Annotated in this window: 17 protein-coding genes; 8 read left to right on the top strand and 9 right to left on the bottom strand. The window is 69.1% G+C overall.

Features of this window, described 5'->3' with window-relative positions:
- Positions 1 to 93: 93 nt before the first annotated feature.
- Genes prfB through ACYVAQ_RS18195 form a run of 9 tightly spaced genes read right to left on the bottom strand, consistent with a single transcriptional unit; the run spans position 94 to position 5,465 of the window.
- Positions 94 to 1,203, bottom strand: a complete 1,110-nt coding sequence (gene prfB / locus ACYVAQ_RS18235; protein ID WP_460791865.1) for a peptide chain release factor 2 — start codon at positions 1,201 to 1,203, stop codon at positions 94 to 96.
- Between the two features lie 16 nt (positions 1,204 to 1,219).
- Entirely contained in the window at positions 1,220 to 1,675 is a 456-nt protein-coding gene (locus ACYVAQ_RS18230; protein ID WP_460791864.1) for a CAP domain-containing protein, read from the bottom strand.
- Between the two features lie 36 nt (positions 1,676 to 1,711).
- Positions 1,712 to 2,149, bottom strand: coding sequence for a pilus assembly protein TadG-related protein (locus tag ACYVAQ_RS18225; protein ID WP_460791863.1), 438 nt, complete (start codon positions 2,147 to 2,149; stop codon positions 1,712 to 1,714).
- On the bottom strand, positions 2,139 to 2,576 hold the full coding sequence (locus ACYVAQ_RS18220) for a hypothetical protein (protein WP_460791862.1): 438 nt from the start codon (positions 2,574 to 2,576) through the stop codon (positions 2,139 to 2,141). Before ACYVAQ_RS18220 ends, ACYVAQ_RS18225 begins: the two co-directional genes overlap by 11 nt.
- Positions 2,573 to 2,956 carry a TadE/TadG family type IV pilus assembly protein gene (locus tag ACYVAQ_RS18215; RefSeq protein WP_460791861.1) on the bottom strand — a complete coding sequence of 128 codons (384 nt, stop codon included), beginning with the start codon at positions 2,954 to 2,956 and terminating at the stop codon, positions 2,573 to 2,575. The genes ACYVAQ_RS18220 and ACYVAQ_RS18215 overlap by 4 nt, the downstream gene beginning before the upstream one ends.
- Before the next feature lie 6 nt (positions 2,957 to 2,962).
- Positions 2,963 to 3,151, bottom strand: a complete 189-nt coding sequence (locus ACYVAQ_RS18210; RefSeq protein WP_460791860.1) for a hypothetical protein — start codon at positions 3,149 to 3,151, stop codon at positions 2,963 to 2,965.
- Between the two features lie 28 nt (positions 3,152 to 3,179).
- A complete protein-coding gene (locus ACYVAQ_RS18205; RefSeq protein WP_460791871.1) occupies positions 3,180 to 4,100 on the bottom strand; it encodes a type II secretion system F family protein in 921 nt (306 codons plus the stop codon).
- The gene (locus tag ACYVAQ_RS18200) at positions 4,100 to 4,954 is read right to left on the bottom strand and encodes a type II secretion system F family protein (protein ID WP_460791859.1); all 855 of its coding nucleotides are present in this window, start codon (positions 4,952 to 4,954) and stop codon (positions 4,100 to 4,102) included. The genes ACYVAQ_RS18205 and ACYVAQ_RS18200 overlap by 1 nt, the downstream gene beginning before the upstream one ends.
- Before the next feature lie 10 nt (positions 4,955 to 4,964).
- Positions 4,965 to 5,465, bottom strand: a complete 501-nt coding sequence (locus ACYVAQ_RS18195; RefSeq protein ID WP_460791870.1) for an ATPase, T2SS/T4P/T4SS family — start codon at positions 5,463 to 5,465, stop codon at positions 4,965 to 4,967.
- Between the two features lie 55 nt (positions 5,466 to 5,520).
- Between ACYVAQ_RS18195 and ACYVAQ_RS18190 the strand changes: the two genes are divergently transcribed.
- The 8 genes from ACYVAQ_RS18190 to ACYVAQ_RS18155 all read left to right on the top strand — a co-directional run bounded on the left by ACYVAQ_RS18190 (position 5,521) and on the right by ACYVAQ_RS18155 (position 12,563).
- Entirely contained in the window at positions 5,521 to 7,026 is a 1,506-nt protein-coding gene (locus ACYVAQ_RS18190) for a recombinase family protein (protein WP_460791858.1), read from the top strand.
- Between the two features lie 325 nt (positions 7,027 to 7,351).
- Positions 7,352 to 7,993: a hypothetical protein gene (locus ACYVAQ_RS18185; RefSeq protein ID WP_460791857.1), complete on the top strand. Its 642-nt coding sequence runs from the start codon at positions 7,352 to 7,354 to the stop codon at positions 7,991 to 7,993.
- Positions 7,993 to 8,349 (top strand): hypothetical protein, encoded by a 357-nt coding sequence (locus ACYVAQ_RS18180; protein WP_460791856.1) that lies wholly within the window; start codon positions 7,993 to 7,995, stop codon positions 8,347 to 8,349. Before ACYVAQ_RS18185 ends, ACYVAQ_RS18180 begins: the two co-directional genes overlap by 1 nt.
- Complete coding sequence (locus ACYVAQ_RS18175; protein WP_460791855.1) at positions 8,346 to 8,957, top strand: hypothetical protein; 612 nt, start codon at positions 8,346 to 8,348, stop codon at positions 8,955 to 8,957. The genes ACYVAQ_RS18180 and ACYVAQ_RS18175 overlap by 4 nt, the downstream gene beginning before the upstream one ends.
- A gap of 96 nt (positions 8,958 to 9,053) precedes the next feature.
- Complete coding sequence (locus ACYVAQ_RS18170; RefSeq protein WP_460791854.1) at positions 9,054 to 11,567, top strand: phage/plasmid primase, P4 family; 2,514 nt, start codon at positions 9,054 to 9,056, stop codon at positions 11,565 to 11,567.
- 5 nt (positions 11,568 to 11,572) lie between these two features.
- Positions 11,573 to 12,097, top strand: coding sequence for a hypothetical protein (locus ACYVAQ_RS18165; RefSeq protein ID WP_460791853.1), 525 nt, complete (start codon positions 11,573 to 11,575; stop codon positions 12,095 to 12,097).
- On the top strand, positions 12,097 to 12,243 hold the full coding sequence (locus ACYVAQ_RS18160) for a hypothetical protein (protein ID WP_460791852.1): 147 nt from the start codon (positions 12,097 to 12,099) through the stop codon (positions 12,241 to 12,243). The genes ACYVAQ_RS18165 and ACYVAQ_RS18160 overlap by 1 nt, the downstream gene beginning before the upstream one ends.
- Entirely contained in the window at positions 12,240 to 12,563 is a 324-nt protein-coding gene (locus ACYVAQ_RS18155; protein ID WP_460791851.1) for a hypothetical protein, read from the top strand. The genes ACYVAQ_RS18160 and ACYVAQ_RS18155 overlap by 4 nt, the downstream gene beginning before the upstream one ends.
- The last annotated feature ends 230 nt before the right edge of the window (positions 12,564 to 12,793 follow it).

Genomic DNA, 12,793 nt, shown 5'->3' with positions numbered 1-12,793 from the left:
TCGATCCGGGCCCACTGGGCGTCGTTCAACACCTCAACACGCGACATAGGTCAACAATCACCGACCTGACGACCGCGATTTAGCAGACACGCCCTAGGCCTGGTCGGTGCCCCGGCGCCAGCGGATGCCGGCCTCGAGGAAGCCGTCGATGTCGCCGTCGAACACGGCCTGCGGGTTGCCGGTCTCGAAGCCGGTGCGCAGGTCCTTGACGATCTGGTACGGGTTGAGCACGTAGTTGCGCATCTGGTCGCCCCAGGACGCGGCGACGTCGCCCTTGAGGTCCTTCTTGAGCGCGGCCTCCTCGGCCTTCTTCTTCGCGAGGAGCTTGGCCTTGAGGACGATCATCGCAGCGGCCTTGTTCTGCAGCTGCGACTTCTCGTTCTGGCACGACACCACGATGCCGGTGGGGATGTGGGTCAGGCGGACCGCGGAGTCGGTCGTGTTGACCGACTGGCCGCCCGGACCGCCGGAGCGGAAGACGTCGGTGCGGATGTCGTTCTCGTCGACCTCGATCTCGTCGGTCTGCTCGAGCACCGGCACGATCTCGACCGCGGCGAAGGAGGTCTGCCGGCGGCCCTGGTTGTCGAACGGGCTGATCCGGACCAGGCGGTGGGTGCCGGCCTCGACCGACAGCGTGCCGTAGCCGTACGGCGCGTGGATCGCGAACTCGGCGGACTTGATGCCCGCCTCCTCGGCGTAGGAGACGTCGTAGACCTCGACGGGGTACTTGTTGCGCTCGGCCCAGCGGGTGTACATGCGCATCAGCATCTCGGCGAAGTCGGCCGCGTCGACACCGCCCGCGCCGGAGCGGATGGTGACGATGGCCTCGCGCTCGTCGTACTCCCCGGACAGCAGGGTGCGGACCTCGAGCGCCTCGACGTCCTTCTTGATGCGAGCCAGCTCGGCGTCGGCCTCGGCCTGGCTCTCCGCGTCGCCCTCCTCGGCGGCGAGCTCGGCGAGGACCTCGAGGTCCTCGATCCGGCCGCGCAGCGTCTCGATGCGCTCGACCTGGCCCTGGAGGGCCGAGAGGCGGCCGGTCACCTTGGTGGCGTTGGCCTGGTCGTCCCAGAGGTCCGGCGCCGCGACCTGCTGCTCGAGATCGGCGATGTCATCCTGCAGCTTGGGCAGGTCGAGCACCTGCTCGATGGTGTGCATCGTCGCAGCGAGCTGCTTGATCTCGGAGTCGTAATCGGGTCCAGCCACCCGCTGAGACTATCTGTCAGCCCTGTCTTCCGAAGACTTGGGAGACGTACCACTTGCCGTCGTCGGAGCGGACCGCGCCGACCACCATCAGCCGGTAGTGGGTGCTCAGGATGTTCGCCCGGTGCGGCGGGGACTTCATCCAGCCGTCGTAGACGACGCTCAGGCCGGTGGTGAAGCCGCCGGCGACGTTCTCCCCCGCGTAGGTCAGGTGGCAGGTCCGCAGCGCGGCACCCATGTCCTGGTGGAAGATCCGGTGCTGGGTGGCCATCCGGTGCGCCTGCGCCCACGCGAGGTGGGCGACGCAGTCAGAGTGGTCGAGGGTGCTGAGACCGTGCCGCGTCCGCACGTCGTTGGTCGCCGAGGACGCCGTGTGTGCGTAGGTGACGTTGGCGCGGGCGTCCGCCGTGGCCGGCGATCCGGTCGGCACCAGCAGGACTGCGGCCAGGGCCAGCACCCCGAGAAGTCGTCGCACGCGTGGGACTGTAGGGCATCCGGCGGTGTTGCGGAACTAGTCCGGGAGGACGGCGGCCGAGCCCGTCGAGCGGACGCTGGCGCGCATCGGCGCGCCCGGGAGGTGCAGCGGCAACGCGACGGGGGCGGTCAGGACGACCACCACACGGCCGTGGTCGACCCTGACGGAGGCGTGGATGCCGGGGTGGTCGCCGGCCGCGCCGACGTCGCGCAGGTAGGCCAGGACCGCGCGTTCCGCCTTCTGCGCGGTGAGGGTCAGCGGGCCGTGACCGACGCCGTGCTCGTACGTCGTGTCGCCCTCGGCCGCAGCGTCGGCTCCGCGCAGGGCCGCGCCGTCGGCGAGCGCGTCGACCTGCTGGTGGCCGAGGTAGGCGGCACCGGAGTCGACGACCGCGGCGACGAGCAGGAGGAGCACGGCGGTGAAGGTGATCAGGAGGGGGATCGTGGAGCCCCGCTCGTCGGTCTCATCGGCCATCGGTCACCTCCTGGAACTGGCCGATGGGCACGGTCTGGGTCGCGTGCAGCGCGAATCGCGGCGCACCGCCCCCGAGCACATCGGGCAGCAGCGGCAGGTCGACCGCGGTGTCGAGGCGGACCGTGATGACCGACGTACCGCTGTGGCAGTCGTGGGGGTACGGCGTACACGAGAAGTGGACGGAGGACGAGTCGATGCCCTGGCCGGCCAGTGCCTGGTCGATGACGGCACGGGCCTGCCGCTCCCCCGCGACGTCGTCGGCAGCGAGGGCGTACGCGCGCGCCGCCGCGCGCACGGCGGCGCTGGTGGCGAAGGCGCCCCGTTGGACCTGGAAGACCGAGAGCACGATCCAGAGCAGGGGCAGCATCAGCAGCAGACCGATCCAGGTGACCTCGACCAGCGCGCTGCCCCGGTGCTGGCTGCTCATCGCACCTGCTCCTGGACCGCCCGACCGGAGACGTCGAAGGAGATCGCAGGGCCGCCGAGGCCGAGGGCCGGCACCTTCGCGTGTACGACGATCTCGATCGCGGGTGCGCCGTCGACGAGGATCCGGCGCGGCTCGACGCCGGTCACGTAGCGGCTGCCGACCGACTCGATGATCTGCGCGCGCGTGCGCGCGAGGCCGTCGCTAGGGCTGCTGCCGACCGTGGCGGCGAGGCGCGCCCCCTCGGCGGCCGCGGAGGACAGCGAGTTGCGCACGTGCAGCACCAGCGCGACCTGGAGCAGCCCGAGGAAGAGCGGGACGAGCAGCACCACGACGAGGACGAAGTCGACGACCGCGCTGCCGCGCTCGCTGCGCCGGTCCACCTCGGCTCACTTCACGGAGTCGAGGGCGCTGCGCAGCATGTCGGTGAGCATCGGCCGAGCGACCGCGAACAGGCCCATGCCGACGGTGATGGTCATGACGCTGACCAGGACCCAGCCCGGAACGTCGCCGCGTTCGTCGTCCTCGTTCACGTGCAACCAGCTCGTGAACCGCACCCACAGCGTCATCGGATCCATCGCTTCAACCTTTCCCGAGAGTGACCGGTCAGTGCCCGGTGAGGGTGAGCCCCACGTAGCCCGGCCAGAACGCGACGACCACCACCAGCGGCATCACGAGGAACACCACCGGCAGCATCATCAGGATCTCCTTGCGCGAGGCGCGCTCGATCAGGTCGCGCCTCCCCGCTTCCCTCACGTCGGCGGCCTGGGCGTGCAGCACGTCGGCGAGCGGGGTGCCGCGCTCGAGGGCGACGGCGATGCCTCGCGCGAAGCGGGCGACCACCGGGACGCCGGTCGTCGCGGAGAGCCGGTCGAAGGCATCGGCCACCGGCTCCCCCGTGCGTACGCCGGCCAGCACGTCGGCCAGGTCGCGACTCAGCTCGCCACGGCTGCGCGCCACGACCCGGTCGAGCGCCGCGACCGGGCCCTCGCCGGCGGCGACCGCGAGCGCCAGCAGCTCGGCGACCGTGGGGAACTCGGTCACGATCTCCGCCTCGCGCTGCTTCACCTGGGCGGTCAGGCGGTTGTCGCGCAGCAGCACGCCGAGCACGAACCCGCCTGCGCACATCACGATGAGGGGGAGGGCCGGGGTCGGCGTGCTCAGGGCACGTGCCAGCGCCACGGCGGCGACCAGGCCGAAGCCGGCCACCCCCCAGAGGACCTGTTCCACCCGGAAGTCGTGGACGGTGCGGTCGAGACCTGCGCGGGCCAGGCGGCGGCGTACCGAATCGGCGCCACCGAGGGCGCGCTCGACGAGGTCGGCGGCGCGGCGCAGCAGCGGGCCGTAGATCGCGGCGAAAGCGTGCTGGGGCTGGGAGGGGACGGGGCGCGGCTGGTCGGCGAGGAGGTCGCGGACGTAGGGCAGGACGCGGGCCTCGAGGCGCGGGCGGCGACCGTGCAGCACGTGCATGCCGATCAGGACGACGCCCCCGGCGAAGACCGCGCCGAGCAGACCACCGGTGAGCATCACGACAGGATCCTCCGTTCGACGGGGAGCCGGCCGAGCCGCATCATCAGCCGGTAGGCGACCACGCAGAGGATCGCGGTCACGACGAGGATGAACGCGCCGGCCGGCGAGCGGTAGCGGGTGATGATCTCCGGCTGGGTGGCCATCGCGAGCAGCACGATCCAGGGCGCCGCAACCGCGAGGCGGGCGCCGTTGACGGCCCAGGACTGCCGCGCCTCGAGCTCGGAGCGGGTGCGCACGTCGTCGCGCAGGTAGCCGGAGAGGTTGCGGAGCAGCCTGCCGAGCTCACCTCCCCCGACGTCACGGGCGACGCGGAGTCCCTCGACCACGCGGTCACCGACGGGGTCGGCGAGCCGAGCCTTGAGCCGGTCCAGGCACTCGCCGAACCGACCGGACACCTGGTAGTCGAGGGCGAAGGTCGCGAACGCCGGCCGCAGCGGTGTCGGGCCGCGGTCGGCGAGCGCGGCGACGGCATCGGGCAAGGACATCCCCGCGCGTACGGCGGACGCCAGGTCGTCGATCGCCTCGGGCCAGACCTCGGCGTACTCCCGGCGCCGGCGGCGTACCCGCCCGCCGAGCACGGCCACCGGGAGGTAGCCGGCGAGGGCACCGAGGACGAGCGCGAGGGGCGGGGTGCGGGTGAGGACGAGCACGAGGAAGGTGGCGGCGATGCCGGACGCGACGCAGGTCATCAGGAGCGAGCGGGGCGCGACCTCGGGAAGGCCGGCCTCGGCGAGCAGCCGCGTCCAGCGACCGTCGGGGCGGGGGGTGGTCCGGGGCCGCGGCGGCCACACGAACGCCGACCAGATCAGCAGCGCTCCGAGCCCGAACCCCAGACCGACCAGTGCCCCCATCGTCGGTGTCCTACCTGGCCTCGCCGAGCAGGCGTCGTACGTCGATGCCGACCCGCTCGAACTGCTCGAGCCGCGGCGGCATCCCGATCGCCCGCACCAGCTCGCCGCCGCGACGTTCGAAGATCGGCTCGGTCTCGATGACGTGGTTCTCGGCGCGGCCCGGGACGGCCACGATCTCCGCGACCCGGCGGGAGCCGGCGGGGTCCAGCGAGAGGTGGACGACCAGATCGATCGAGCCGGCGACGGTCGGCACCACGAACTGGGCGCTGATGTTCTCGCCCGCCAGCAGCGGCAGGGTGCAGGCCTTGGTGAGCGCCTCGCGCGCGCTGTTGGCGTGGATCGTGCACATGCCCGGCAAACCGGAGTTGAGCGCGAGCAGCAGGTCGAGGCACTCCTCGGCGCGGACCTCACCCACGATGAGGCGGGAGGGTCGCATCCGCAGGGCTTCCTTGACGAGCTCGCGGAGCCGGATCTCGCCGGTGCCCTCGAGGCCTTCCTGCCGGGTCTGCAGGGCGACCCAGTCGGGGTGGGCGGAATCTCTTCACTCACTAACACGTTCCATGAGTATGACCACCGATTGGCAGAGCCTCCGCGCCGCGATCTACGTGCGTCTCTCCGAAGACAAGCGGCAGACCGGCGACAACGTGGCGGACCAGGAGCGGGCCGCCCGCGACATCGCCGCCAAGCATGGCTGGACCATCGCCGGTGTCTATGACGACAACGACCGCACCGCAGCCGATCCGGAGCGCAAGCCGCGCCCGGGGTTCGACCGTCTCCTGGCAGACGCTGAGGCGGGCCGGTTCGACGTGGTGATCTGCCGTCACGCCGACCGGCTCTACCGGCACCCCCTCGACCAACTCCGTCTGAGCCAGACGCTCGGCCCGAAGGGCATCACCATCGTGCAGGAGTGGGCGGGCTTCCCCCTCGACCTCTCCACGCCGACAGGCGTCTTGCAGAGCGGCATCCTGGCTCAGGTCTCGCTCTACGAGTTGAGCCACAAGAAGGAGCGCCAGCAGGCGGCCAACCGCGCCCACGCTTTGTCCGGCGAGCCGCCGCGTGGTGGGCCGGTTCCCTTCGGCTACGCCGAGGATCGCAAGACCCCGAAGGAGGCCGAGGCCACGCTGATCCGCGACGCCCACCGGGCGCTGCTCCGAGGCGAGACGTTCGGCTCGGTTATCCGGGCCTGGAACGACAGCGGCATCTCGGCCCCTCGCGGCGGACGCTGGTCGTACTCAACCGTGCGGGCTGTACTCAGCCGCCCAATGAACGCCGGACTCGTCTTCTACGGCGGGCAGGTGCACAAGGCCGTGGATGCGAAGTGGACGGCCCTGGTGTCGCCCGAGGACCACTACGCCCTTGTGAACCTCCTGGCCGACCCCGCTCGGCGCACGACCACCGAGGGGAATGGCCGGAAGCACCTGCTGTCCGGCGTCGTATGCTGCGGCACGTGTGGGCAACCCATGTCCACGGGCACAGCGGGCAGCAAGACCAGCGTAGGAACGAAGACGACCTCGCACCTCTATAAGTGCCGGAACGCGACTTGCGCGCAGCGGGTCAACGTGGCTCGCGAGAAGTTGAACGAAGAGGTCGAGCGTCGTTTCCTCACCGAACGCGGCCCCCTGGCTCACTACCGGCTCATCCCCGTGGCGGGGCACGACGCTGCGACGCTGGCTGACGTGGAGGCTCGGATCGCGGGCACCACTGCCCGCCTCTCTGCCGATGACGCCGACGTTCCGGCGCTGCTGGCTGACCTGGAGCGGCTCAAGGCCGAGCGCAGGCACATCCGTGAGGCCCCCGCATTCCCCCGCTACGACAGCGGAACCGTGGCCGAGGAGTGGGAGAAGGCCAAGTCGATCTCCGACCCTGCCGAGAGGCTCGCGGCCCAGCAGAAGTTGCTGCTGGACCACCTCGCCCCCGGCGGACTGAGGATCTCTCCGAGGGGGAAGATCTCGCACCGCTTCGACCCGACGCGCGTCGAGATCAAGTGGGTGCCGGTACCCGATGTAGACGCGGCCCCTGTCGCGTACGCGCCCGACGACGGCACCACTGACTTCGGCAAGATCCCAGCATGAACGGCGCCGGGGTGGGCACACGTACCTTCCTCGTTGTCCGCCTTCGTTCTCGAAGTACACTTGTTCCAGGTTGATCGAGGAACCGCCAACCGGCAGGCCGGAATCAACTACCCGCAGGGACAGCGTGTAAGACCACATCGCCGCAAGACGATGGGCTCCGCCGAGTGCCTCGGGCGTCGGGCCTCGGTCTGGCGGTCGATCAACGTCCGCACAAGCCATGTGCGGTGGAATCCAGCGGCAGGCGGTCGTCCTGAGCCCGGAGTGGCTCCCCCGATTGGAATCGGGGTGACTGAGAGCATCGAGCCTCAGTCGGACAGGCAGCCCGATGAATACGCAAGTCACCAGCAGCCAGCCCCTCCTTGAGCCGATCGAGGAGTTCGCCCGGAAGACCGGGACGGAGATCCCGACCGCTCGGGCCATGGCCCGCGACGGCCGCATCGCGTCGGTTAAGACCTCACCCGGCAAGGGCGGCCGTGTCCTCGTACCTGTGACCGAGGCACCTCGCTTCTTGCGTCAAGCGGAGGAGAACCGTCGCCGCACGATCGGCGCGTCGCCTTCGCAGGATCCCGATGACGGCACGACGGTCGTCTACAACGACGAGTGGAGTCGTGCCGAGGACGGCGACGAGTTCCTGGACGCCGACGGGTTCCCCCTGTCCGGCGAAGCACTCGCCGAAGCCAAGGCCGCCCTGCGGGCCGAGCGCGCCGCAGACGCTGCCAAGCACCGCGAGGAACTCAAGGCCCTTCAGGCCAGCCGCGACCGTCAGGCTGCGGCGGACACCGCACTCCGGGACCAGCGCCAGAAGAAGTTGAACTGGCTTGCTGACCCCAACGGCGGGCTGGCGGTGCTCGACGCCCTCGACCCGTTCACCATCGCTGACACCCTCCGGGCGGCACGCAAGGCAGCGGCAGAGCAGGCCGCCGCGCAGGCCGTCATCGACGCCGCAGATGCTGAGGAGGTGGAGTGATGTTCGCGCCCCTCGCCAGCAACCGGCTGCTCCGGCCGGTCCGGCGTGCGTTCTTTGGCCCTACTGACGTGCGCAGCCTGACCGGCTACACCTCGGCCGACGGACGCCGCCGGACTCGCGTCGTGTTCACGACCGGCCAGACGGCCCATCTGGAGATGCCCATCGAGGAAGTTCGTGCCGCACTCGACGCCGAACGCGCCGAGATGATGCTCCGGACGGTCCGGAAGATCCAGCGCGAGCGCGAGGAGTTCGAGGCAGCGCACCCCGAGTGGGCTGAGGAGTTCGCGGCACTTCGCCAGTGGGACACCGTCTTCGAGGCGGCGTACCAGCAGGTGGTGGCGGAGGCGGAACAGTGAGCACCTGCACCGCCCTCACCCACAAGACCCGGAAGCCGTGTAAACGCGAAGCCGTCAACGGGACGACGGTCTGCGAGATCCATGGCGGCACGGCACCCCAGACACGGCGGAAGGCCGAGATCGACCGGGCCGCTCGGGCTCTCGACGCGATGATCGAACCGATCCCTCTGACTGACCCTGAGGCGAACCCGGCGACCGGGCTCTACAACGAGTACCGCCGCGCCGTCGCCAGGGTCAGATTCCTGGAGAACTTGCTGACTGAGACCACTGACGCCGAGGGGCTTGTCTGGTCCAAGACCAAGGAGGAGCAGGTCGGAGCCACAGAGTGGACCGGAACCAACGTGATCTTCGAGGCCCGCAGCCCGGTCCTCGTAGACCTCCTCCAGCGGGAGCGCAGACACCTCCTGGAGATCACCACCTTGATGAGCAAGAACGCCTTCAAGGAGGCCGACCTCGCGATCAAGGAGCGGTCCGCTCAGTACGTGTACGAGATCGTCATGGACCTCGTTCCCGCGCTGGGTCGCAAGGTCGATGACCCCCGCGTGCGCCGGGCACTGGGCAAGTTCTTCTCCGATCGTGCTGCGGCCGTACTTCCTCCGCCGCCGTGATGAGGCGGACGGTCTCCGGCTGGGCGCGCCGGAGGTCGCCACCTCGACCACCCACAACACACGCAACCAAGCCAGACCTAGACGAGAGGCACTTCGATGCCGAAGCAGAAGACTCCTACCAATCCGACCGAGGCCGCGCCCGGCTATCCGACAGCGCCCGAGGGCACTACCTTCGCGGCGTTCTTCGACGCCATGGAGAAGGCGGGCATGGCGTACGCCGGATCAACCAGCGAGGGCGGCCGGTTCCAGTGCCCCTACCCCGGCCACGAGGACGAGAGGCCCAGCCTCGACGTGACGGTCGGCCACAACGGACTTCCGATCCCCAACTGCAAGGTCTGCGAGCAGGTCTACTCCGGCGACGCCGACTACGGCCGTCTCGACTGGCTCCACGAGGTGGAGACCGCCCTCGGCATCAACCTTCGAGGCGGCGCCCGGGTGACCGACGCCGAGGACGTGACGTGGGGCGAGCGTGCCGCGCTGTCCGGTTCACACCGTATGAAGGGGGATGGATCCGAGCGTGTAAACGTCGAGCGGATCACCTACCCGTACAAGTTCGCGGACGGCAAGCCGAACTTCCGGGCATACCGGGTGCAGTGGGACGAGGCTGACGAGAACGGCGACCTCCAGCCCAACAAGTCCTTCTTCGTCAAGCGGTACGTCCGGGGCACGGGCTGGATGACCGGCTTCACCCCCGACACCGAGCGCACGCCCTACCTCTACGAGCGGTTCGCCGAGTGGGCAGAGTCTGATGACCCGGTGCTGTGGTTGGTGGAGGGCGAGAAGGCGGTTCATGCCCTGCTCAAGCGTGGCAAGCAGGCCACCACGTTCCAGGGTGGAGCCAGCGCGCCTCTCACCGAAGGCTGGGTGACCCGCTACGGCTTCGACCGGTTCGAGGTCCGGGTGTGGCCCGACGCCGACGAGGCCGGAGTCAATCGTGCCCGCGCCCTCATCGCCGACCTCAAGGCCGCTGGTGTGGACGGGGCCGTGTGGGGCGTGCCTGTGGAGATGCTCAGCCCGAAGGACGACGCCTACGACGTCCTCCAGCGCAAGCAGGCCAGGCACATCCGGCCGCTGACCGATGCCGACCTCGTCGCCTACTCGGGGCTGGCTCCGGCTCCGAAGACCCGGAGGCAGCAGGCGGCTGGGCTCGATGCACGGTCAGCCGCCGAGCCCCCGAAGTCGATCGCCGTAGCCGGGAAGACCCTCGTCAGCGCCTCCGGGGCCGCATGGGCCGACTCACGGGCTGAGGCGGACACCCCCTACCTCGTCAACGGACTCAGCGAGCCCTACCCGTTCGTGGACGAGTACCTCGACCGCCACTACAAGCGCAACGGCACCCTCACGCTGCGGTACGCCGATGTGGGGTTCTGGCTGTGGGAGGGCGGCGATGATGGTGCGGAGCACTACCGGCCGCTCACCCAGGTCGAGATGGGTGCTCGGCTTGTTGAGGATGTGCTGGGCGCAACGTGCGTGAACGCTGACGGCGAGGTCGTGCCGATCAAGCCCACCCGCCGGTTCAAGGCCGAGGTGTACGGCGCTCTGGTGGACAAGACGCTCGTCTCCCACCACGGTGCCGCCGGAGAGTTGATTCGGCCGAGCGGCGGTGTCCCGTTCCGTAACGGCTGGCTGGACGTGACCACGGGGACGCTCCGGCCGCTCGATCCTTCGATGGACGTCAGATGGGTCGTGCCCGACGACTACGACCCCGACGCCGATGATCCGGTGGAATGGTTCAAGTTCCTTGACTCGATCGGCTACACGGACGGCACCGACGAGCGCCTGCTGCTCCAGGAGTGGTTCGGCTACCTGTTGTCCGGCGACACGAAGCAGCAGAAGGCGCTGATGATGGTCGGACCTCCCCGGTCCGGGAAGGGCACGATCCTCATGGTCGCCGAGGCGATGATGGGTGACGGTTCGGTTGGTCTCGACCTTGGAGCGTTCGGCACGAACTTCGGGCTCCAGCCGGTCATCGGCAAGGGGCTCGCAACAGTCGGTGACGCCCGGTTCGAGATGAGGACCGACAAGGCGACGGTGCGCCGTCTCCTCTCGTTGATCGGTCAGGACTCCATCACGATCGACAGGAAGCACAAGGATCCGGTCAGCGTCCGCTGCGGCGCGAGGCTGATGCTCGGCACGAACGAGGTGCCCGCCCTGATCGAAGCCAGCGAGGCTCTGTCGAGCCGCTTCCTGTTCCTCAAGATGGGCGAGTCGTACCTGAACCGTGAGGATCTGGGGCTCCAGACACGGGTGCTCGCGGAGATCCCCGGCATCGTCAAGTGGGCATTGGAGGGGCTGAGGCGGCTCACCCGGAATGGGAAGTTCACCGAAACGGAGTCCGGCCGGGAGATGCAGAGGGAGATGCGGGAGATCGGCAACCCGACCACCGCGTTCGTGGACGAGATGTGCGTTCTCGACCCGACGAAGTTCGTGCCGACCGAAGACCTCTACAAGGAGTACGCGCTCTGGGCTACCCGCCACGGCCACTACGTGACTTCGTCTGCGGTCTTCGCACGTGACCTGAACGCGGCGTACCCCGACTCCGTCATCCACTGCGCCACCCGCAAGTCCGGTCGGGTTCGCGGATTCGTCGGACTGAGCCTGGGGAGGTGAGAACGATGGTGAACAACGAGGACGTGTCACGGTACGCGGAGCCCAAGGTGTGCGGAGCGAAGTGCCGTCAGACCGGCGAGCCGTGCAAGAACTACGCACCCCCCTTTGGATTCCGCTGTATCAAGCACTCCGGCAACACCGTGCGTGCCAGGGAACAGGCACGGGAGCGGCTCAACGCCTACCTCTTGTGGTCCACCGACCCTGGATACATCAAGCGCGAGCATCTCCGGCGCTGGCGTAAGTCCAACGACCGCTGGGAGATGCGGCGGGCTAGGCAGGCCGACCGGCGGCGCGGAGACGGCAAGAACACGGCCGTCGCCCAGTTACTCGCCCACCGTGCCGCCGAGGCCGAGGAGAAGCAGCAGATCGCGGCCGACAACGCTCGGGCTCGCGCCGAACGGACTGCGGCTTGGAAGGCAAGCCGGGCCGAGCAGACAGCCACCGAGACAGACCACGACTTCCCGGGCTATGACGATGAAGGCCCCGGCTCATACGGCTACGACACTGCCTTCGATTGGAGCACCTTGTGATGAAGAACGACAACCAGACGACCGTGCGGGAGGCGGTCCACGACGTCGCCGAGGCCATGATCGGGCGGCGGCTCACAGTGGCGGACAAGGCTCTCCTGGAGGCGTTGATGCCCGCCGGATCGCTCGACAAGGTGGTGGAGTTGTGAGCACCAAGAAGGCAGACCACGACCCCGCCGAAGCACCGGAACTCACCGCCGAACAACTGGAGGCCGAGTTCCGCGCTGCGAACCGGCGGCGGGCCGCCGAGTCGTTCGAGCAGCCTCAGACCAAGCCCGGCTCACTGCTCCAGTATCGGCCGAAGCGCAAGGCACGGCCCCGCCGGAGACCCGTCATCGACACGGTTCCGGGCGGCGGCGAGATCTACGGTGACGTCCTCCCCATCGCAGCGTCGAACGTGCGCGAATCGAACGTCGTGCGTTACCGGGGCTTCGAGGACGACTGGATCTCCGACCTGTTCGACGCCTAGGCCATTCTCGAACGCTTGTTCGATAGAATGCGCTGGTGGCGAGGACGCGGCACGTGAGGGCGAAGCGGCCCTTCATGCCGACCGAATACGCCGGGCTCGTTCTCGAATGGAAGCAGACGCCGGACGGTTGGCAGGCGTTGGTCATCTACGTCGAACCCGGCGGTGCCGCTCACCTGGACTGGTTCGCCCGCAGAGAACCTGAGACCGATCATCACTGCGCCGAAGATCGG

The organism is Nocardioides maradonensis, from assembly GCF_054777115.1.
This window is presented reverse-complemented; position numbering and strand designations above follow the sequence as displayed.